Here is a 19,138-nt window from a genome sequence, read left to right on the forward strand (position 1 = left end):
TGCGAGGTTACTCGCGCCGTGCAACAGCGGCCTCACGGCCGTAGAGGAAGAGAGCCCACAGGCCGAGCGCAAAGGACACAAGAGCGCCTGCTCCCGCATACCAATTCGCGCCGACGACCGCGAAGAAAGCCAGAAAGAGTGTGACCAGGAGTGCGAGCGCACCCAGCACGAGCCAGCGATCCCGGCGGTCGGTGAAGGGGTGCAGGGGCTCGATCGGATCCACCGGGGCGCGCTGCCACACGACGATGAGGAAGGTGGCGAGCGGGCCGATGAACAGCGACACCAGGAACCAGGTGAGCCGCGACCGATTCTTCTGTTCGGCGAGGCCGGCATTCACGAGGGCGAGGACGACCCATCCGCCGTTGACAGTCCATGAGCTTTGGTCCATGAAGCGACACTAGCGCCTGGGTTCCGGCCGCGGGTCAGGGCTTGCGGTTGCCCCCACCGCCATTGCCATTTCCGTTTCCCGCACCGAATCCGTTGCCGGGACCGCTGCCGGTGCCGTTGCCGGTGCCCGTCGTGGGCGGGGACGAGGGAGCGGGGCTCGGCGTCGGTGCGCGATACGTGTAGCTGCGCAGCAGCGTTCCCGTCGGTTCCATGAATGCGCCGCCCTTGCCGTAGACAGCACTCGCATTGAGCGCGGCCAGAATCGGCTTCATCACATAGGTGCGCAGATTGGATGCCAGGATCCCGCCGATCGAGATGCGCCGCATGTTCTGGCTGCCCTCGATGTTGCCGATCCACAGCGCGGTCGTCGTCTGGGTGCTGGAGGCGACCATGTAGCTGTGCAGCGCCTCGGCGGTTCCGGTCTTGCCGAAGAGCGGTGTGCCATCGCGCGGATTCGCGATCGAACCGGTGCCCCCGGGCTGCAACGGACCCTGCAGGTCGTAGGCCGCAGCGGCGGCCACCTCGGGGGTCAGCACCTGGCTACAGCTCTGCGCCTGGCCAGGCAGCTCCGTGCCATCCGGACCCACGATCTTGTCCACGGCGATCGGCTGGCAGAGCTTGCCGCCGCTCGCCACGGTCGCGTAGGCGTTGGCCATCGTGAGCGGCGACGGAGTGTTGGTGCCGAGAATGGATGCCGGCACGTGGGCGAGTTCGGAATTGTCGGCGTTGTGCACGCCCATCGATACCGCCACATCGCGGATGTCGCAGAGGTCGAGTTTCGATGCCATGTTGATGAATGCCGCATTGACCGAGCCCTTCGTGGCGCTCAGTACACTCATCTGGCCCTCGCTCCTGCCGCTGTCGTTCTTCGGTGTGTAGCTCTCGGGAAGATAGGCGTAGCCGCCGTCGCATCTGGCCGGGAACGACTTGGACCGGGCGGGATAGGTCTGGATGTTGGCGTTGACCGTGTCCTGGATGCCGTGCCCGTTCTGCAGCCAGTCGATGAGGGTGAAGAGTTTCCACGTGGATCCGACGGGGAAGCCGGATGATCCGCCGTACTCCTTGTCGGTATTGAAGTTGATCGCGGTGGTCTGGTTCGGGTCGCCTTGACCGGTGTCGTCGAATCCCTTGTTCTGCGCCATGATCAGGATTCGGCCGGTGCCCACCTGCACCGTGGATACCGCGCTTCCCAATCTGAAGCGGGTCTCGCTCGCGGGTGTGCGCAGGGCGAGATCCCTTTCGGCATTCTCCTGTTGGTCGAGGTCGATGGTGGTGTAGACGGCGTTTCCGCCGCGACGCCAGGCTTCGCGTCGGTCGTCGGCGGATTCGCCGAGGCCGGGGAGGTTCTTCACGTTCTTGATCACATAGTCACAGAACGCCTTGGCGGCCGAGGCGTAGGTGCATCCGTTCTTGGGCGAACTGATCTTCACCGTCGTCGCATCCACCGGCGTCGCGATCGCCTCGGCGTACTGCGCCGGGGTGATCATCTTCTCGCTGAGCATGGTGCCGAGGATGACGTCGCGACGGGACGTGTTGCGCTCCCAGTTCGCTTGCGAACCCGGGTTGCGCAGGGGCGGCTGCTGTACGACGGCGATGAGACTGGCGGCCTGAGCGAGAGTGAGGTTCGCGGCGGTCGTGGAGTAGTACTGTTCCGCCGCCGCCTCGATGCCGTAGGTGTTGCCACCGAACCCGGCGATGTTGAGGTAAGCGAGCAGGATCTGGTGCTTCGTGTAGTTCTTCTCGAGGCCGATGGCGAGCTTGGCCTCCTTGAGCTTGCGATCGAGGGTGTTCGCCTGAGCCTTCGCCTTGGCGGCTTCGAGCTTCTTCGGGTCGGTGTAGCTGGCGACCGCATCCTGGATCGCCAGCTGCTTCACGAGCTGCTGCTCGATGCTCGATGCTCCCTGCAGGTCTTTGCCGGTGAGGTTGTTGACCGCGGCCCGCGCGATTCCCGCAACGTCGACGCCGCCGTGCGAATAGAACCGCACGTCTTCGGCTGCGACCAGGGCGTCCTTCGCGAAGGGGGACACCGCATCCCACGCCACTTCCTGGCGATTCTGGTCGTAGACCTGGGCGAAGGGCACCTGTTCCCCGCCGCGGAGACCGTAGAGGATATTGCGCTGGGACTGGTTGCCGATCTTGACGTAATCCGGCAGATTCTCGAACAGGCCGACGGCGTTGTTCGTGACCCGGCTTGTCGCGACGATCGCCGGTGCTGTGAGCGCGACGACGAGCACGGCGGCGAGCGCGCTGAAACCCAGGAGTCCGAGGATCGAGCGCAACAGGCCGGTGGGCTTCGGTTCAGACACGATCGCCCTCTCGATTCTGCGGTCGGGGGGACGTTCACAATACCCCGGCATCCTGAACGAAAGCCGGTCAGCTGAGCGGCTCTCCGATGCCCGCATCGGGGAACCGGCCGCGGGCCGCCCGCGACGCCGAGAGCACCGCGCCGATGCTCGCCGCGATGACGAGGCCGATCGCGAGGAAAGCCACCCCGGTGAAGGTCTGGCCGAGGATCAGGAAACCCGCGGTCGTCGCGATCGCGGGGGAGAGGCTCATCAGGATCGAGAAGGTCGCCGATGGCAGACGGCGCAGTGCCACGAGTTCGAGCGTGTACGGGATGGTCGAGGACAGCAGCGCGACGGCCGCCCCGAGCAGCAGGATGCCCGGCTGGAAGATCACCGGCCCGGCTGTCGCGATGCCGAACGGCACCGTCACGATGGCGCCGACGGTCATCGCGATGGCGAGTCCGTCGAGGCGGGGGAACCGCGCTCCCGTGCGGGCGGAGAGCAGGATGTATGCCGCCCACATGGCGGCCGCGCCGAACGCGAAGGCGACGCCCACCGGATCCAGGTCGCCGAAGCTGCCCCGGCTGAGGATCACGACACCGGCGAAGGCGAGCACCGCCCACAGCCAGCTCGAGGCCCGGCGGCTCATCACCACAGAGAGAACGAGCGGTCCGAGCACCTCGATGGTGATGGTGGCACCGAGGGGCACCCGGGCGAGTGCCTCGTAGAAGAGGGCGTTCATCAGGGCGAGCGCGAGGCCGAAGGCGATGACGGTGAGCCAGTGATTCCGACCGTGACCACGCAGTCGCGGGCGCGCGATGGCGAGCAGCACCATCGCCGAGAACGCGAGCCGCAGAGAGACCATCCCGATCGCTCCCACCGAGGGGAAGAGCAGCACCGCGAATGAGGCCCCGACCTCCTGGCAGATGAGTCCGGCGACCACGAGTCCCACGGCGCCGAAGGGGCGCGCGGCGGCACGGGCGGCGGTGGTGGTCATGCTCCAACGGTAGGGCCGATCAGCGACTTCGGTTCACTGTCAAGCCCTTCCCCGCCACAGCCGAACTGGCACCCAACAGTGTTAGCGTCACCGAATGGCCCGAATAGTCGCCGTCGCCCCCGCGTTGCCGGGCAACGTGTACGCGCAGTCCGCGATCACGGACACGATCGCGCCCATGGTGACATCGGATCCGAAGAAGCAGGCCGTCCTTCGCCGGCTCCACGCCGGCAGCCATGTGGACACGCGTCACCTGGTGATGCCGATCGAGCGCTACCGGGACAGCAGCACCTTCACCCAGACCAACGACATGTTCATCGAGGTCGCGGCCGACCTGGCAGAAGAGGCGCTGCGGAATGCGCTCGCGGCGGCGGGGCTCGAGGCCGCCGACGTCGACTACCTCATGTTCACCTCCGTCACCGGCATCTCCGCCCCCTCGATCGACGCGATCCTCGTCGCCCGTCTCGGCCTCCGCTCCGACCTCAAGCGAGTGCCGATGTACGGGCTCGGCTGCGTGGCCGGGGCGGCAGGCATCGCGCGCGTCACCGACTACCTTGCCGGGCATCCGGACGGTGTCGCGGTGCTCGTCGCCGTCGAACTCTGTTCGCTCACCTTCCAGCGCGATGACGACTCCACGGCCAATCTCGTGGCGACCGGGCTGTTCGGCGACGGAGCGGCAGCGGTCGTCATGGTCGGAGACGATCGAGCGAAGCGGATGCCCGTGACCGGGCCCGACGTGGTGGACACCCGCAGCGCGCTCTACCCCGACACCGAGTCCGTGATCGGATTCACCGCGAGTGAGACCGGCTTCCGCATCATCCTCACCGCCCAGGTGTCCGACGTGATCGAGGCGAACTTCGGCCGGGACGTCACCGGTTTTCTCGGTGACAACGACCTGGACATCGACGACATCGAGACCTGGATCGCCCATCCCGGAGGTCCCCGGGTGCTCGAGCAGTTCCAGTCGTCGCTCGGCCTGCCGGATGGGGTATTCGACAACAGCTGGCGGTCGCTGGCTGCGGTCGGCAACCTCTCTTCCGTCTCCGTGCTGCACATCCTGGCCGAGGAACTCGCCGGCGACCACAGTCCCGGATCCCACGGGGCGCTGTTCGCCCTCGGCCCGGGAGTCAGCGCCGAGCTGGTGCTGCTGCGGTGGCCATCGTGAGTGGGCCGGCATGATCTGGTTCACCGTGCTGATTCTCGCCACCGGTGCCGAACGCATCGTCGAGGTCGTGCTCTCCAACCGGCATGCGGCGTGGGCCTTCGAGCGCGGAGGCCGTGAATACGGCCAGCGACACTACCCCTTCATGGTCGTGCTGCACACTGGCATGCTGCTCGCCTGTCTCGCCGAGGTGTTCTTCGCCGATCGTCCCTTCCTGCCCCTGCTCGGCTGGCCGATGCTGGCGATTGCGCTCGCCTGCCAGGGCCTGCGTTACTGGTGCATCGGCACGCTCGGCCGGCAGTGGAATGCGCGGGTGATCGTGGTTCCGGGGCTCGGGCGGGTCACCGGCGGACCGTACCGATTCCTCACCCACCCCAACTACGTTGTCGTGATTGCCGAGGGGATCGCGCTGCCGCTCGTGCACACCGCCTGGGTGACCGCGCTGGTGTTCACCGTGCTGAACGCGATCCTGCTCTTCGGATTCCGCATCCCCACAGAAGAGCGGGCACTCACGGCACTGGACGCGGTGGCATGACCGTGGATGCGGACGTGCTCGTGGTGGGCGGCGGGCCGGTGGGGCTCGCGACCGCGATCGAGGCACGTCTGCGCGGGCTCACCGTGACTCTCGTCGAACCGCGCGGGGGCGCGATCGACAAGGCCTGCGGAGAGGGTCTGATGCCCGGGGCGCTGCCCGCGCTCGCGCGACTCGGCGTCGATCCGCCGGGGTTCGCGTTGCGGGGCGTGAGCTACCGCAGCGCCACCTCCCGTGGTGCGGAGCGGCGGGTTGATCACCTCTTCTCCTCCGGCGACGGACGCGGCGTGCGTCGCACCGCCCTGCACGGCGCCCTCACCGAGCGGGCGAGGTCCCTCGGGGTGGTCGTGGTGGCAGGCAAGGTGGATGCCCTCGAGCAGGACGCGCACTCGGTGACGGCTGCCGGCATCCGGGCCCGCTATCTCGTGGCGGCGGACGGCCTGCACTCCACGGTGCGGCGGCTCACCGGTCTCGAGCGACCGGTCGCCGCCCGCGGTCGGCGCTACGGCGTGCGCCGTCACTACCACGTGGAGCCACAGTCCGAGCTGATCGAGGTGTACTGGACGCCGACCGTCGAGGCCTACGTCACGCCGGTGGGCGGCGGAGTGGTGGGAATCGCGATGCTCGGTCGCAAGGGCATCGACTTCGATGCCGCCCTGGCCGGCATCCGCCCGCTCGCCGCTCTCGTCGCTGGCGCCGAACCGGCGACCGAGCTTCGCGGAGCTGGGCCGTTCCGACAGAGCACGACACGGAGGTCCCACGGCCGAGTACTCCTCGTGGGTGATGCCTCCGGATACGTCGACGCGATCACGGGAGAGGGCATCCGGGTGGGACTCGCCCAGGCGGAGGTCGCGATCGCGAGCATCGCCCGCGATGATCCGAGGGGCTACGAGCGGGACTGGATGCGGCGCACCCGGGACTTCCGCATGCTCACCGCCGGGTTGGTGGCGGCGGCGAACTCGCCGCTGCGGGGCGCGATCGTTCCCGCGGCATCCGCCCTCCCGCGCGTCTTCGGCGCGGTGGTGGATCGGCTCGCGCGGTAGCAATCGGGGCGGACCCGTCGACGATCGGCTCACCGGCGGGAAACCGGGCGTTCACGGACCATGCGGGCCGGCGCGCCGACCCGGAATGACCGCATTCGCCCGGAATTACGTGGCAGCCCCGCCGGCGGGGCCGTGCGGTGGGCTGCCTTGGTCAGCCGACGTCGACCACGTGGATGGTGACCCCCGCCGCGGCGATGCGCTCCAGTTCATCCGGGTCCGCGGTCGAGTCGGTGACGAGCTCGTGGATCTGTTCCAGCGCAGCCACCTTGGCCAGGGTGACGCGGCCCACTTTGGAGCCGTCGGCGACGACGAGCACCCGCTCGGCGTGCAGCACCATCGCGAGGTTGGTCTTGGCCTCTGTCTCGTCGTGGGTGGTGGCGCCGGCGATCGCGCTGATGCCGTCGGTGCCGAGAATCGCCGTGCCGACGTTGATCGCGTTGAAGGTGTTCTCCGCGAGCGAGCCGACGAGTTCGAAGGAATTGGAGCGGATGAGACCCCCGGTCATCAGTACCTTGAGATTCGGGCGAGAGGCGAACTCCATCGCGGTGGTGAGGGAATTCGTCACGATCGTGAGCTCCGAGCGGTTGGCCAGCGCCTTCGCGACTTCCGCCGTGGTCGATCCCCCGCTCAGGGCGATGGCGTAGCGACCGCTCGGGATGAGCTGAGCGGCCTTGCGCGCGATGAGCTGTTTGGCCTGGCGGAACTGCGAATCCTTCAGCCGAACCGGGAGCTCGGACTGGCTGGCGACCGCGCGGGCACCGCCGTGGGTGCGCGAGAGCAGGCCCTGCGCTTCGAGGTCGGCGAGGTCGCGACGGATGGTGGCGGCCGAGGCGTGGAGCGCATCCGAGAACTCCGCAAGGGAGACGCTCGATCGCTGGGCGAGCAGCTCCAGGATCGACACCATTCGCTGGGAGCGTTTGGACGACGCGGCGCGAGGCACGAGGAATCCCGCTGCGGTGATCGTCATCGTCGACTCCTTCGATTGCGTACTTAGACAAGTCAATCAGTAATTCTGCACAGTTTGACCAAAATAAGGGGCTGACCTTGCGCGATTTGATCATACAAGTCGATGATCGCTCTATGACAACGGTTACCTTCATCGGGGCGGGGAGCGTGGTGTTCACCCGCCAGCTCGTGGCCGATCTTCTCGGCTTCGTCGAACTCCACGACATCTCGATCGTGCTCCACGACGTGGATGCCACCCGCCTCGCGGTGGCAGAGGGCACGGCTCGGCAGGTGAACGAGCGGCTGGGGGCATCGGCGACCATCACCAGCACGCTGGATCGCCGGGCGGCGCTCGAGGGTGCCGACTTCGTGATCAACACGATCCAGGTCGGGGGCATCGACGCCACACGCAAGGACCTCGAGATCCCCGCGCGCTACGGGCTCAACCAGACCATCGGTGACACCACTGGCGTAGGCGGAGTGTTCCGCGCCCTTCGCACCTTTCCGGTGCTCAGCGACCTCACCGCGGACATCCGCCGCTACTGCCCGGATGCCTGGCTGCTCAATTACACCAACCCGATGGCGATGAATATCTGGTGGGCCTCCGTGGTCGCTCCCGAGGTCAAGGCCGTCGGCCTCTGCCACAGCGTCTACTGGACCGTTCACGACCTCGGCGAACTGATCGGCGTTCCCATCGAAGAGACGCACTACCGCGCTGCCGGCGTGAATCATCAGGCCTGGTTGCTCGAATGGACCAGGGATGGCGAGGACCTCTACCCGCTGTTGCGAGAGAAGATCCGGTCGGATCGCGAACTCGACCGGCGTGTGCGCGTCGAGATCTTCCGCCGGCTGGGCTTCTATCCCACCGAGACGAGCGAGCACTCCTCCGAATACCTCCCCTGGTTCCTGCGCTCGCCGCAGCAGATCGAGCGCTATCGCCTGCAGCCGCTGGAATACATCGGCATCAGCGAGGAGAACGTCGCGGAGTTCGAGCAGGCGCAGCGTTCTCTCGCCGACGGCACGCCCCTCGTGCTGGAGCAGAACGCGGCGGAGTACGCGCCGCAGGTGATCCACTCGATGGTCACGGGCACATCGAGGGTGATCCATGCGAACGTCGTCAACACCGGCCTGATCGACAACCTGCCGCAGGGCGCCGTGGTCGAGGTGCCCGCAACGGTGGATGCCTCGGGCCTCAGCCCCCACGCGGTCGGAAGCCTGCCGGTGCAGTGCGCGGCGCTCAACCGCCCCTACCTGTCGGTGGCCGAGCTCACGATCGAGGCCGCGCGCACCGGCGACCCGATGCTCGTGCGTCAGGCCGTGCTGATGGACCCGAACGCCAACTCCACCCTCACCCCCGAGCAGATCTGGGGGTTGTGCAACGACCTGGTGACGGCTCACGGGGACCTCCTACCGGAGCCGCTCCGAGAGATCATCCCCGCGGACGCGCTGTGACTCTGGCACCCACCGCCACTCTCATCGATGCGGCGGTCGCGCGAGGAGGCGCTGTGCCGAGCTTCAACGTGATCTCGCTCGAGCACGCGGAGGCGATCGTCGCGGGGGCCGATCTGGCCGGCGTCGGGGTGCTGCTGCAGCTGAGCGAGAACGCGGTGAAATACCACGGGGGCATGCGGCCGATTTTGGCGGCCTGCCGCGAGCTCGCGACCTCTGCGCGGTCGCCCATCGGCATCCACCTCGATCACTTCGAGGCGGCGCCGCTCATCGACGAAGCGTTCGCCCTCGGGTCGGCCTTCGGCCTCGGATCGCTCATGGTCGATGCGTCGACCGAGCCCTACGAACGCAATGTGACCCTCACGGCATCCGCCTCGGCGCGCGGTCGTTCGGCGGGTCTCTGGATCGAGGCGGAGCTCGGGGAGGTCGGTGGCAAGGACGGCGCCCACGCGCCCGGCGTGCGCACGGATCCGTCGGAGGCGGCACGATTCGTGGAGGCAACGGGCGTCGACGGCCTCGCCGTGGCGGTCGGAAGCTCCCACGCCATGACCGAGCAGACCGCGTCCCTCGACCTCGACCTGATCGCCCGGCTCGCCTCGATCGTGCAGGTGCCGCTGGTGCTGCACGGCTCGTCCGGGGTACCGGATGCCGTGCTGCGCCAGGCCGTCGCCGCGGGCATCCGCAAGGTGAATGTCGGCACCGGGCTGAACCTCGCCTTCACCGCCGAGGTGCGCGCCGTGCTCGATGCCGCGCCCGCGCTGACCGACCCGCGACGCTACCTCGCGCCGGCCAGGGATCGGGTGAGCGACCTCGTGGCGCACCTCTGTGAGGTCATCGCGGGCGGCTGAACTCCCCCGGGAGCAGCGCGTAGGTGCGGGCGTGCGCGATCCGCGCCTGCGACGTCATGTATCCGACCAGGAGAAGCGGCGCCGTCACCCTCGTGATCTCGCTCAGCACGGTCTGGCCGCCGACGAGGGAAGCAGTCGTGGTGGTGACCAGCGAGCACCCGGGAGCGGCCTGCACCGTGCCGACCATCGAGGTGGCCGAGCTGCGGAGCATCCGCGCGGGGAAACGGATCGAGTAACGGAACGGACCGAGACGTGGTCGCTCGTGCACTCGCCACTGCGTCCAGGGGCCCTCCGTGTCCACACCGGCGGCAACTACCACGGCAGACTCGAGATAGGGGTGCAGTCCGCGATGCTGCGTGAGGTCCATCAGAAAGTCGATCACCTCAGCGGGCGCGGCCGCGATGGTTGTCGTCAGCTCGAAGCTCCGCCTTGTCACGAGATCATTATGGTGGTGCCGACCGCTCACTCCCGCGGTCAGCGCCGTCGCTGACCGACGTGCCACTTTGCCGTTACAACCCGAGCACCCGCCGGGCGTTGTCGCGATAGATCGCCTCTAACTGCGCCGGCGCGAGGTGGAGGGCGGAGATCGTCCACCGACCCTGCGGCGGGACCGGCGACTCCGGCGCGTACTCGAAGGACTCGTCATCGGTCTCGAGGAATCGGAAGTGCAGCGCATACTGATCGCCGGTGATGGGGTAGATGTCGGTGCCGAAGAGCACCCGTTCCGGGTAGCGCTCGATCAATTCGCGGAAACGGCGAGGCTGGCGTCCGAGTTCCGCCAGCCGCCCGGCGATGTCGATCGCGAAGTGGGGGGCCGCGGCTAGCAGCGACTCGACACGGTCGAGGTCTTCGGCCGCGCAGCCGCCATGCGCACCGATGTAGCGCGTGCCCGGCGTCGCGATGACGAGCGTTGCGAGCGCGTCGAGGAGGCGGTCGAAGGAGGGATGCCGGCTCGTGTCGCCGAACCACCAGTCCTTCTCCTGCATCAGCTCGTCGAGGCGCTCGTTGTGTTCGTCGAGCGGCTCGAAGAAGGCCTTGGGGTCGGCAACATGGATCAGCACCGGAAGCCCGAGTTCGCCCGCGTGAGCGAGGAGGCGCACCACGCGCTCGTCATCCGGCAGCACGAGGTTGCCGGCGGAATCGCGCACGGTGAGGCCGAGGTTCTTCCAGACCTTGAGCCCGCGCGCGCCGCGTTCCGCGCTGTCGTCGAGGGACTCGCGCAGCATCCGCTCACCGTCCGAGTCGGCGAGGAGCGTCCAGTCGAGCTGGCAGAACGTGAGGAAGCGGTCCGGGTGCGCCCGGTCATAGCGATCGAGGTTGGCGTCGAGTTCGTCGCCCCACATCCCGTCGAGATTGACGATCGTCGCGACGTTGTGGTCGTCCATCACGGTGAGCAGCGCGCCGACGTCCTCGATCATCCATTCGCCGTCGCTCAGCCAGCGTCCCAGGTGATTGTGGATGTCGATGGCGGGAACACGGGCGCGCGGCACCGCCGTCACCCGGGCGGACAGCTGGGATCGCGGTGTCCACGCTCTGAGCGGCAGGTCGGCGAGTGCGGTCCAGTCGGGAGTCTCCATCGCCACATTGTGCCAAGCCCCGTGCCCGAGCACCGCGCGCTGAGGTCAAGCGCTCAGCCAAAGTGAGCGACTGAGTGTTTTTTCTTGTCATATGAACACTTCTGGTCACACCATGGGAGGAATCAGCCGACGACAGCAGAAAACAGGGCAACACATGAGCATCACCACCGAGGAGATCGAGAGCCAGCCGGCCGTCTGGGCCCAGGCCCTGCTCGAGCAGGACCGTTCGGCATTCGGGCTCCCCGGCGAGCGGGTGCTGTTCCTCGGGTGCGGCACCTCCGCCTTCGTCGCGGAATCCCTCGCCTCGCTGCGTGAACGCGCCGGACTCGGTGAGACCGATGCCGCGTATGCCTCGGAGTGGAAGCCCGGTCGTCACTACGACCGCGTCGTCGCGATCACTCGGTCGGGCAACACCAGCGAGGTGCTCAGCGCAATGGCCTGCGTCGATCCCGGCACTCTCCGCAGCGCCATCACGGGGGTGCGGGACGAAGCCGTGCACGATCTCGTCGACAACTCGCTCGTGCTCGACTTCGCCGACGAGAAATCCGTCGTGCAGACCCGCTTCCCCACCTCGACGCTGATCCTCGCCTGCCAGGCCTACGGCTACGACGTCGCCGGGCTCCCGGATGCCGCGGCCGCGGCCCTCGCCGCCCCGCTCCCGTACGACGTGGCCGAGTTCGACCACTTCGTGTATCTCGGCTCCGGCTGGACCTACGGGCTCGCGCAGGAGGCCGCGCTCAAGGTGCGCGAAGCGGCGCAGGCGTGGTCGGAGTCGTATCCGCTGCTCGACTACCGCCACGGGCCGATCGCGGTCGCGCATCCGGGATCGCTGGTCTGGATCTTCGGAGAGGTGCAGCCCGACCTCATCGCCGACATCGCCGCGACCGGGGCGACGGTGCACGCCGACGACCTCGACCCGCTCGTGCAACTGATGCAGGCCCAGCGCCTGGCCGTCGCGCTCGCCGAGAGTCGTGGCCTCAACCCCGATACCCCGCGCCACCTCAGCCGGTCCGTCATCCTCAGCTAGACACGGCTTCGCAACCGCCCGTCGAACACTTTTGAATGGAGATCATCGATGCTCACCAAATTCACCAGATCCACGTCCGGCGCTCGGCGCGCGGTCGCGAGCGGCCTCGCCATCGTCGCGACCGTCGCCCTCCTGGCCGGTTGCGCCGGGGGCTCGTCCGGTTCGGCGACGCTCGACAAGAAGGCGAACGTCTCGCTCACGATGTGGACGGGCCAGGATGCCGGTGCGGAGAAGCTGATCGAGAAGCTCGCCGCCACATTCGAGAAGCTGCACCCGAATGTGTCGCTGACGGTCTCGCCGGGCGCCTCCTCCACCGAGGACCTCTTGCAGAAGCTCTCCGCGAGCTTCGCCGGCGGCAACTACCCCGACCTCTCCTACGCGTTCGGGTCCTGGTCCAGCCAGCTCGAGTCATCGGGTCGCACCCTCGACATCACGAAGAAGGTCGCCGACCCGAGCGTCAAGTGGTCCGAGTTCTCGGAGGCGGCCCAGCAGACCGCGCGGCCGACCGGCGCCAAGACCATCGGATTCCCGGCGGTCGTCGACAACATCTCGTTGCTCTATAACAAGACCGTGTTCGACAACGCCGGAGTGGCCTATCCCACGGACAACTGGACCTGGGACGACTTCCGCGCGGCCGCGAAGAAGATCTCAGACCCGGCGAAGAAGGTCTATGGCTACGGCTATTCCGTGTCGGGAAGTGAAGACACCACCTGGCAGCTCTGGCCGCACCTGTGGCAGAACGGCGGCTCGATCCTGTCCGAAGACGGAACGAAGTCGGCATTCGACAGCGAGGCGGGAAGGAAGTCGCTGACTCTCCTGCGCGACATGGCCGTGGACGACAAGAGCGTCTATCTCGACCAGACGGACACGAAGTACGGCCAGCTCTTCACCAGCAACGCGATCGGAATGATCACTTCCGGCCCCTGGCAGCTCTATGACCTCGGAGTCGCGGGAACCAAGTACGGTGTGACCGTGCTCCCGGGCACCGACGGCAAGCACACCACGGTGTCGGGCCCGGATATCTGGGCGCTGTTCGACCACAAGGACGCCAATCGTGCCTACTGGTCGTACGAGTGGACCAAGTTCCTCACCGACCCGGCCCAGGACGAACTGTTCAACGTGGCCATCGGCAACCTCCCGCTGCGCTCGAGTGAGGTGGACAGCGCGGCCTTCAAGAAGAAGGTCGAAGAGAACCCCGGCCTCGAGGTGATGGCCGCCAACTCGGTGAATGCCACCGTCGCCCGCCCCACCGTCGCCGGATACGTCGGACTCTCCGCGGCACTCGGCGATGCGGTGTCGCAGGTGCTGCAGGGCAAGGGCACCGTCGACAGTGCGCTGAAGACGGCCGCGGCGAAGGCAGACACAGCGCTGAAGGACAAGTGATGACCCCGGTCGCAGTCGAGCCGGAGGTGCGGGCGGAGCGCCGGCGCGCCCCGGCCGCGGCCCCGGCGCAGCGGAGCACGGCCAAGCGCCGACGTCGGCTGCGGGAGGGTCTCGAGGGCTGGGGCTTCGTCGTACCGGCTCTGGTGATCGTGCTCGGACTGTCGATCTTCCCCGCGATCTGGGCGTTCTTCCTCTCGCTGCAGAAGTGGAACGGGTTCAGCCCGGCAGAGAACGTCGGCCTCGGCAACTACCAGCAGATGGTCACCGACAGCGAGCTGCACGACGCCTTCTTTCATACGGTGCTCTATGTGCTCTTGTTCGTGCCCACCTCGATCGGGCTCGGCCTGTTCCTCGCTGTCGCCCTGAACCGTCGCATTCGCTTTATCGGCCTCTACCGAACCGCGATCTTCGTTCCGTTCGTCGCCTCGGCCGCCGTCACGGGCATCCTCACCACCTATCTGTTCAACCCGCAGTTCGGCCTGGTCAACAACGTCCTTCGGGTGCTCGGCCTTCCGCAACAGGGGTGGCTGGAGGATCCGTCACAGGCGATGGTGGTGATCACGATCATGTCGCTCTGGGGCCAGGCGGCGTTCACGACGGTGATCTACCTCGCCGCCCTTCAGGACACTCCGGCGGAGCTCCTCGAGGCGGCCCGGATCGACGGCGCCAATAGGTGGGAGGCGTTCTGGGCGGTGGTGTGGCCTCAGCTCATGCCGGTGACGATCTTCGCCACGATCTGGCAGCTGATCGGCGCCATCCAGCTGTTCGACCTCGTCTACACGACCACAAGGGGCGGCCCGCTCAATGCCACCCAGACCATCGTCTACTACCTCTGGCAGACGGCCTTCCAGAAGCTCCAGTTCGGCTACGGGTCGGCCGTGGCCTACGGGCTCTTCGCGCTCACGCTGATCATCACGATCGGTGTCGTCGTCTACTCCCGCCGATCCAAGACCGAGGGCTTCTGATGACCGCGATCCAGGCCCGGATGCCACCGCGCACCCGTCGACGACGTCGCTTCAGTGGCTGGCACCTGTTCCTCGCGCCGGTCGCGCTGCTGTTCGCGGTCCCCTTCGTGCAGATGTTCCTCACCTCGGTGAGCCCCGCCGCCGAGATCAACAGGTTCCCCCCGCGGTTCTTCCCCTCCACAATCACCTTCGACGGCTACGCGAAGCTGTTCGACCAGTCGCAGATCTTCCTCTGGCTCGGCAACACGGTGATCGTCTCCGCATCGGCGATCGTCTCCCACCTCGTGCTGTGTTCACTCGCCGGCTACGGATTCGCCCGCCTCAAGTTTCCCGGGCGCAATGTCGGCTTTCTGGCCGTGCTGGCGACGATCATGATCCCCACCCAGCTGCTCATGATCCCGACCTACATCGTCTTCTCGCGCATCGGGCTGATCGACACCCTCGGCGCCGCCATCGTGCCGTGGCTCGCGTCTGCGTTCGGCATCTTCCTGATGCGCCAGTTCTTCCTCTCCCTCCCCGCCGAGCTCGAGGAGGCCGCGCTGATCGACGGGTGCACCCGGCTCCAGGTGTTCTTCCGCATCATCCTTCCGCTCGCGCGACCGGCGCTCGCGACCCTCGCGATCTTCACGCTGTTGAGTTCCTGGAACGACCTGGTCTGGCCGTTGATCGCGATCAACGACGCCCACGCCTTCACGCTGCAGCTCGGACTGGCGAATTTCCAGGGAACCCGCCGCACCGATTGGTCGCTGCTGATGGCGGGTAATGTCATCGCCACGCTGCCGCTGATTTTGTTCTTCCTCTTCGCCCAGAAGCAGTTCGTCGCGACGATGACCTTCAGCGGACTGAAAGGATGAGGGCGACGACCGAGGAGGCCACAATGCGTGTTCTCGTGGTGGGTGACGCCAATGTGGACCTCGTGCTGCGCGGCGACGTGGTCCCACGCTTCGGCCAGGCCGAGCAGTTGCTGGACTCCGCCGATCTCACCCTGGGCAGTTCGGCCGGGATCGTGGCGCACGGTCTCGCCCGTCTCGGTGTGCCGACTGCCCTCGCGGCCATCGTCGGCGACGACGAATTCGGTCGGCTGACGCGACGCTGGCTCGTCGACGCGGGGGTGGATGTCTCGCCGGTCGGCGTGCACCCGAAGCTGCCCACCGGGCTCTCGGTGATCCTCTCCGCTCCGACCGACCGGTCGATCCTCACTCTGCTCGGCTCCATTCCCACCCTCACCGGCGATGCCGTGCTCGCCGCGACATCCGGCGTCTCGCACGTGCACTTCGCTTCGTACTTCCTGCTTCCCGGGCTCGCCGCCGAACTGCCGGCGGTGCTGCGCGCACTGCGCGCGCTCGGAGTCACCACGAGCCTCGACACCAACTGGGATCCGGCCGAGGAGTGGGCTGGCCTCGCCGCTGTCCTGCCGCTCATCGACATCCTGCTGCCCAACCTCGAGGAGTTGCGCGCCATCTCCAGCGCGGTCGGGGTGACCGGCGACTGCGACGAAGACCTGGCCCGCGGGCTCTCCGCGCTCGGGCCGCGCGTGGTCGCGAAGGCGGGCCGGGAGGGCGGATGGTCCGTGGCCGCCGATTCCCCGGTGGTGCGGTCTCCCGGTCTGGTGCTCGACGCGGTGGACACCACCGGCGCCGGCGACAGCTTCGACGCGGGGTACCTCGCGGCCGTGGCATCCGGGGTCGCCTCGGAGGCCGAACGGTTGCGCTGGGCGACAGTGGCGGGGTCCCTCTCCACGCGAGCTGCGGGAGGCACGCCGGCGCAGGCGACCATGCCCGAGCTCGCCGCGCACCTCGAATGATCACGTTCGTCGCCCTCAGTCCCTCGGTAGACGTCACCTATCTCGTCGACGAGTTCACGGAGGGCGGCACCTTCCGGCCGACGACGGTGCTGCGGGTCGCGGGCGGCAAGGCGCTGAACGCGGCGCGCGCGGCATTGGTGGTGGGGGCATCCGTGCGCGCGGTTGCGATCCTGGGGGGCACGAGCGGGGACTTCATCCGGAAGCGGCTCGCGGTTGCCGGGGTGCCGCTCGAGGCTGTCGATGCCGTGGCGGAGACCCGCAGCTGCGTGTCGATCGCCTCGGCGGCGAGTGGGCAGCTGACCGAGCTGTACGAGCATCCGTCCGCCATCAGCACCGCCGAGCTCACGGAGCTCCGGCGACTGCTCGGCCACCCCGAGGAGGCCGGCTGGTGGGCGATCTCCGGCGGCCTGCCGTCGTCGGTTCCGGTCGGTGAGCTCGCGGGTCTCGTGCGTCTCGGCCACTCGCTCGGGCAGCGCGTGGCGATCGACACCCATGGCGCCGCGCTCGCCGCGGCCCTCGATGCGGGCCCCGATCTCGTGAAGGTGAACCGGCGGGAGGCGGCGGAGCTGTTGGGGCTCGATGCAGCGACGGATGCGTTCGACCTCGCGCTCCGCATCCGCTCGGCGACCGGCGGTCGGGTGGTGATCACCGACGGAGCGGAAGGGTCCGTCGCGGTCGACGGATCTTCGCGCTGGCGCACCACGTGGACCGGCGCCAGCGGACGCTTCCCGGTCGGCAGCGGGGACAGCTATCTCGGCGGGCTGCTCGCGGGCCTCGACCGGGGAGATCCCTTCGATGCCGCGCTGCGCCTCGCCGCGGGGGCCGCGACCGCGAACGCCCTCGTTGCCGGCGCTGGAGTATTCGCGGCCGAGGACGCGACGCGGATCGCGTCGGAGGTCGTGGTGGCGGCGGGCTGAGTCCCGGGGAGCTGCACGCCACCCACCCCGGGCGAATGCGGTCATTCCGGGTCGGCATGCCAGCCCGGACTGACCGCAGTCGCCCGGAGTACGAACGGGCGCCGGGGCGGGCGGGCGGGCGCGAGCTACGCGCCCGCGCTCGATGCCAGCCGGTCGAACAGCGCGTCGAGCTCGGGATCGACGATCTGCTGCTCGGGATGCGCGTCGTACCAGCCCATGATCTCGCGGGCGCCCTCGGCGAATCCGATCGTGGGGTTGAACGCGGGAACCAGCGACCTCACGAGACTGTTGTCGAAGATCATCGAGTGGCTGCGGTCACCGAGGTGACCCGCTCCCATGTCGGAGTCGGCGGCGGCGATCGCGTCCGAGGTCACGTGCACGATGTTCGCTACCACCCCCGCCGCATCCGCCATCAGGTGAGTGATCTGGGTCCAGCTGAGAAGCTCGTCCGAGGTGATGTGGATGGCGCCGCCGATCGTGTGCGGATTGCCGAGCAGGCCGACGAATCCGACGGCGAAGTCACGGGCGTGCGTGAGGGCCCAGAGGGAGGATCCGTGATCGTGCAGCACGACGGGCGCGCCGCGGCGCATGCGGTCGATCGCCGTCCAGCCCCCGTTGAGCGGCAGGCTCGTGCGGTCGTAGGTGTGCGAGGGGCGCACGATGGTGGCCGGGAATCGGTTCTGCCGATACTCCGCGACGAGCAGGTCTTCGCAGGCGATCTTGTCGCGGGAATACTGCCAGTGGGGGTTGCGCAGGGGAGTCGACTCAACGATCGGCAGCCGCGCCGGCGGCTTCTGGTAGGCGGATGCCGAGGAGATGAACACATACTGGCCCACCCGCCCGGAGAAGAGTTCGATGTCCTGCGCCACGTGCCCGGGGGTGAAAGCCACCATGTCGACGACGACATCGAATTCGCGACCGGCGAGGGCATCCGTCACCGAGGCGGGATCCCGCACATCGGCGACGAGCTCCTCCGCGCCGACCGGGACGGGGCGCAGCGTCGACTGGCCCCGGTTGAGAAGGGTCACCTCGTGGCCTTCTTCGAGGGCGCGGGCGCTCGCCGCGGAGCTGATCGTGCCGGTGCCGCCGATGAACAGGATCGAGAGAGGTGTCATGCCTCTACGGTTGCCGCTGCGATGAGCTTCGTCAAGTCATCGCGGATGCGTTCGAGCTCGGTGACGGGCATCCCGAGTCGCTCAACGATCTGCGGCGGGACCGCCTCGGCTCGCGCGCGAAGGGCGGCACCATCCTCCGTCAGCCGAACGTCGAGGGCGCGCTCATCTGTGGCGCTGCGGGCGCGGGTGACCAGCCCCGCCGCCTCGAGTCGCTTGAGAAGGGGGGAGAGCGTCGCGGGCTCGAGCAACAGGGTGGCGCTGATGTCGCTGACCGTGCGCGGGCTGCGTTGCCACAGCGCGAGCATCACGAGGTACTGCGGGTGGGTCAGGCCGAGGGGCTGAAGTACGGGTCGGTAGAGCGCAATGACGCTGCGGGAGGCGGCGGCGAGGGCGAAACAGACCTGGCGATCGAGGGCGAGCGGATCCATATTCCCAGCTTAGCGAGTACACTATTAGTTAGTGCACTAAGGAGTCGACTGATGGTTGCCAAACGCCCGTGGTGGGATCGCCTGAACCGACGGCTGCTGCCGTACATCGGGCCGCCTCCGCTCGGTCCGTACAACGAAGAACCGCTGCCTCCCACGCAAGCGAAGGCCTGCCCGGTCTGCGGGAACCCGATGGCGGATCACGCCGTCGAGCGGCGCGCGGATCGCCCGACACAACTGCACTGCCCCGCCTGACGCCGTTGCACTGCCCCGCCTGACG

The 19,138-nt window shown here is 67.9% G+C and carries 20 protein-coding genes; 12 read left to right on the plus strand and 8 right to left on the minus strand.

What is annotated here, in order from left to right; genetic code table 11:
* Positions 1 to 7: 7 nt before the first annotated feature.
* The 3 genes from ABIB54_RS00470 to ABIB54_RS00480 all read right to left on the minus strand — a co-directional run bounded on the left by ABIB54_RS00470 (position 8) and on the right by ABIB54_RS00480 (position 3,669).
* On the minus strand, positions 8 to 388 hold the full coding sequence (locus ABIB54_RS00470; protein WP_354573564.1) for a hypothetical protein: 381 nt from the start codon (positions 386 to 388) through the stop codon (positions 8 to 10).
* Positions 389 to 422: 34 nt separating this feature from the next.
* Positions 423 to 2,693, minus strand: a complete 2,271-nt coding sequence (locus tag ABIB54_RS00475) for a transglycosylase domain-containing protein (RefSeq protein WP_354573565.1) — start codon at positions 2,691 to 2,693, stop codon at positions 423 to 425.
* 67 nt (positions 2,694 to 2,760) lie between these two features.
* Positions 2,761 to 3,669, minus strand: coding sequence for an EamA family transporter (locus tag ABIB54_RS00480; protein ID WP_354573566.1), 909 nt, complete (start codon positions 3,667 to 3,669; stop codon positions 2,761 to 2,763).
* Between the two features lie 94 nt (positions 3,670 to 3,763).
* Between ABIB54_RS00480 and ABIB54_RS00485 the strand changes: the two genes are divergently transcribed.
* Genes ABIB54_RS00485 through ABIB54_RS00495 form a run of 3 tightly spaced genes read left to right on the plus strand, consistent with a single transcriptional unit; the run spans position 3,764 to position 6,403 of the window.
* A complete protein-coding gene (locus tag ABIB54_RS00485) occupies positions 3,764 to 4,831 on the plus strand; it encodes a type III polyketide synthase (RefSeq protein ID WP_354573567.1) in 1,068 nt (355 codons plus the stop codon).
* A gap of 10 nt (positions 4,832 to 4,841) precedes the next feature.
* Positions 4,842 to 5,363 carry an isoprenylcysteine carboxyl methyltransferase family protein gene (locus ABIB54_RS00490; RefSeq protein ID WP_354573568.1) on the plus strand — a complete coding sequence of 174 codons (522 nt, stop codon included), beginning with the start codon at positions 4,842 to 4,844 and terminating at the stop codon, positions 5,361 to 5,363.
* Positions 5,360 to 6,403: an NAD(P)/FAD-dependent oxidoreductase gene (locus ABIB54_RS00495; protein ID WP_354573569.1), complete on the plus strand. Its 1,044-nt coding sequence runs from the start codon at positions 5,360 to 5,362 to the stop codon at positions 6,401 to 6,403. Before ABIB54_RS00490 ends, ABIB54_RS00495 begins: the two co-directional genes overlap by 4 nt.
* Before the next feature lie 151 nt (positions 6,404 to 6,554).
* Here the strand turns inward: ABIB54_RS00495 and ABIB54_RS00500 are convergent, their stop codons facing one another.
* Positions 6,555 to 7,370: a DeoR/GlpR family DNA-binding transcription regulator gene (locus tag ABIB54_RS00500; protein WP_354573570.1), complete on the minus strand. Its 816-nt coding sequence runs from the start codon at positions 7,368 to 7,370 to the stop codon at positions 6,555 to 6,557.
* A 113-nt stretch (positions 7,371 to 7,483) separates the two neighbouring features.
* Here ABIB54_RS00500 and ABIB54_RS00505 point away from each other — a divergent pair, with 113 nt between their 5' ends.
* Positions 7,484 to 8,800, plus strand: coding sequence for an alpha-glucosidase/alpha-galactosidase (locus ABIB54_RS00505; protein WP_354573571.1), 1,317 nt, complete (start codon positions 7,484 to 7,486; stop codon positions 8,798 to 8,800).
* Complete coding sequence (locus tag ABIB54_RS00510; protein ID WP_354573572.1) at positions 8,797 to 9,645, plus strand: class II fructose-bisphosphate aldolase; 849 nt, start codon at positions 8,797 to 8,799, stop codon at positions 9,643 to 9,645. Before ABIB54_RS00505 ends, ABIB54_RS00510 begins: the two co-directional genes overlap by 4 nt.
* Here the strand turns inward: ABIB54_RS00510 and ABIB54_RS00515 are convergent.
* Together ABIB54_RS00515 and ABIB54_RS00520 are read right to left on the minus strand one after the other, a co-directional pair.
* Positions 9,629 to 10,081 (minus strand): hypothetical protein, encoded by a 453-nt coding sequence (locus ABIB54_RS00515; RefSeq protein ID WP_354573573.1) that lies wholly within the window; start codon positions 10,079 to 10,081, stop codon positions 9,629 to 9,631. The two genes, ABIB54_RS00510 and ABIB54_RS00515, sit on opposite strands and share 17 nt — an antisense overlap.
* A gap of 73 nt (positions 10,082 to 10,154) precedes the next feature.
* Positions 10,155 to 11,222, minus strand: a complete 1,068-nt coding sequence (locus tag ABIB54_RS00520) for an amidohydrolase family protein (RefSeq protein ID WP_354573574.1) — start codon at positions 11,220 to 11,222, stop codon at positions 10,155 to 10,157.
* Positions 11,223 to 11,376: 154 nt separating this feature from the next.
* Here ABIB54_RS00520 and ABIB54_RS00525 point away from each other — a divergent pair, with 154 nt between their 5' ends.
* The 6 genes from ABIB54_RS00525 to ABIB54_RS00550 are packed head-to-tail and all read left to right on the plus strand — an operon-like array spanning position 11,377 to position 17,318.
* Positions 11,377 to 12,249, plus strand: a complete 873-nt coding sequence (locus ABIB54_RS00525; RefSeq protein ID WP_354573575.1) for an SIS domain-containing protein — start codon at positions 11,377 to 11,379, stop codon at positions 12,247 to 12,249.
* Positions 12,250 to 12,297: 48 nt separating this feature from the next.
* Positions 12,298 to 13,632 carry an extracellular solute-binding protein gene (locus ABIB54_RS00530; RefSeq protein ID WP_354573576.1) on the plus strand — a complete coding sequence of 445 codons (1,335 nt, stop codon included), beginning with the start codon at positions 12,298 to 12,300 and terminating at the stop codon, positions 13,630 to 13,632.
* Positions 13,632 to 14,597 carry a carbohydrate ABC transporter permease gene (locus tag ABIB54_RS00535; protein WP_354573577.1) on the plus strand — a complete coding sequence of 322 codons (966 nt, stop codon included), beginning with the start codon at positions 13,632 to 13,634 and terminating at the stop codon, positions 14,595 to 14,597. The genes ABIB54_RS00530 and ABIB54_RS00535 overlap by 1 nt, the downstream gene beginning before the upstream one ends.
* Positions 14,597 to 15,451, plus strand: coding sequence for a carbohydrate ABC transporter permease (locus tag ABIB54_RS00540; RefSeq protein ID WP_354573578.1), 855 nt, complete (start codon positions 14,597 to 14,599; stop codon positions 15,449 to 15,451). The genes ABIB54_RS00535 and ABIB54_RS00540 overlap by 1 nt, the downstream gene beginning before the upstream one ends.
* 23 nt (positions 15,452 to 15,474) lie before the next feature.
* Positions 15,475 to 16,401 carry a carbohydrate kinase family protein gene (locus ABIB54_RS00545; protein WP_354573579.1) on the plus strand — a complete coding sequence of 309 codons (927 nt, stop codon included), beginning with the start codon at positions 15,475 to 15,477 and terminating at the stop codon, positions 16,399 to 16,401.
* Positions 16,398 to 17,318 (plus strand): 1-phosphofructokinase family hexose kinase, encoded by a 921-nt coding sequence (locus ABIB54_RS00550; protein WP_354573580.1) that lies wholly within the window; start codon positions 16,398 to 16,400, stop codon positions 17,316 to 17,318. Before ABIB54_RS00545 ends, ABIB54_RS00550 begins: the two co-directional genes overlap by 4 nt.
* A gap of 125 nt (positions 17,319 to 17,443) precedes the next feature.
* Here ABIB54_RS00550 and ABIB54_RS00555 read toward each other — a convergent pair whose 3' ends face one another.
* The gene (locus tag ABIB54_RS00555; RefSeq protein ID WP_354573581.1) at positions 17,444 to 18,433 is read right to left on the minus strand and encodes an SDR family oxidoreductase; all 990 of its coding nucleotides are present in this window, start codon (positions 18,431 to 18,433) and stop codon (positions 17,444 to 17,446) included.
* Positions 18,430 to 18,861 (minus strand): MarR family winged helix-turn-helix transcriptional regulator, encoded by a 432-nt coding sequence (locus tag ABIB54_RS00560; RefSeq protein WP_354573582.1) that lies wholly within the window; start codon positions 18,859 to 18,861, stop codon positions 18,430 to 18,432. Before ABIB54_RS00560 ends, ABIB54_RS00555 begins: the two co-directional genes overlap by 4 nt.
* A 51-nt stretch (positions 18,862 to 18,912) precedes the next feature.
* Between ABIB54_RS00560 and ABIB54_RS00565 the strand changes: the two genes are divergently transcribed.
* The gene (locus ABIB54_RS00565; RefSeq protein ID WP_354573583.1) at positions 18,913 to 19,113 is read left to right on the plus strand and encodes a hypothetical protein; all 201 of its coding nucleotides are present in this window, start codon (positions 18,913 to 18,915) and stop codon (positions 19,111 to 19,113) included.
* The last annotated feature ends 25 nt before the right edge of the window (positions 19,114 to 19,138 follow it).

Origin of the sequence: Frigoribacterium sp. UYMn621, assembly GCF_040549525.1 — a bacterium.
GTDB lineage: Bacteria > Actinomycetota > Actinomycetes > Actinomycetales > Microbacteriaceae > Lacisediminihabitans.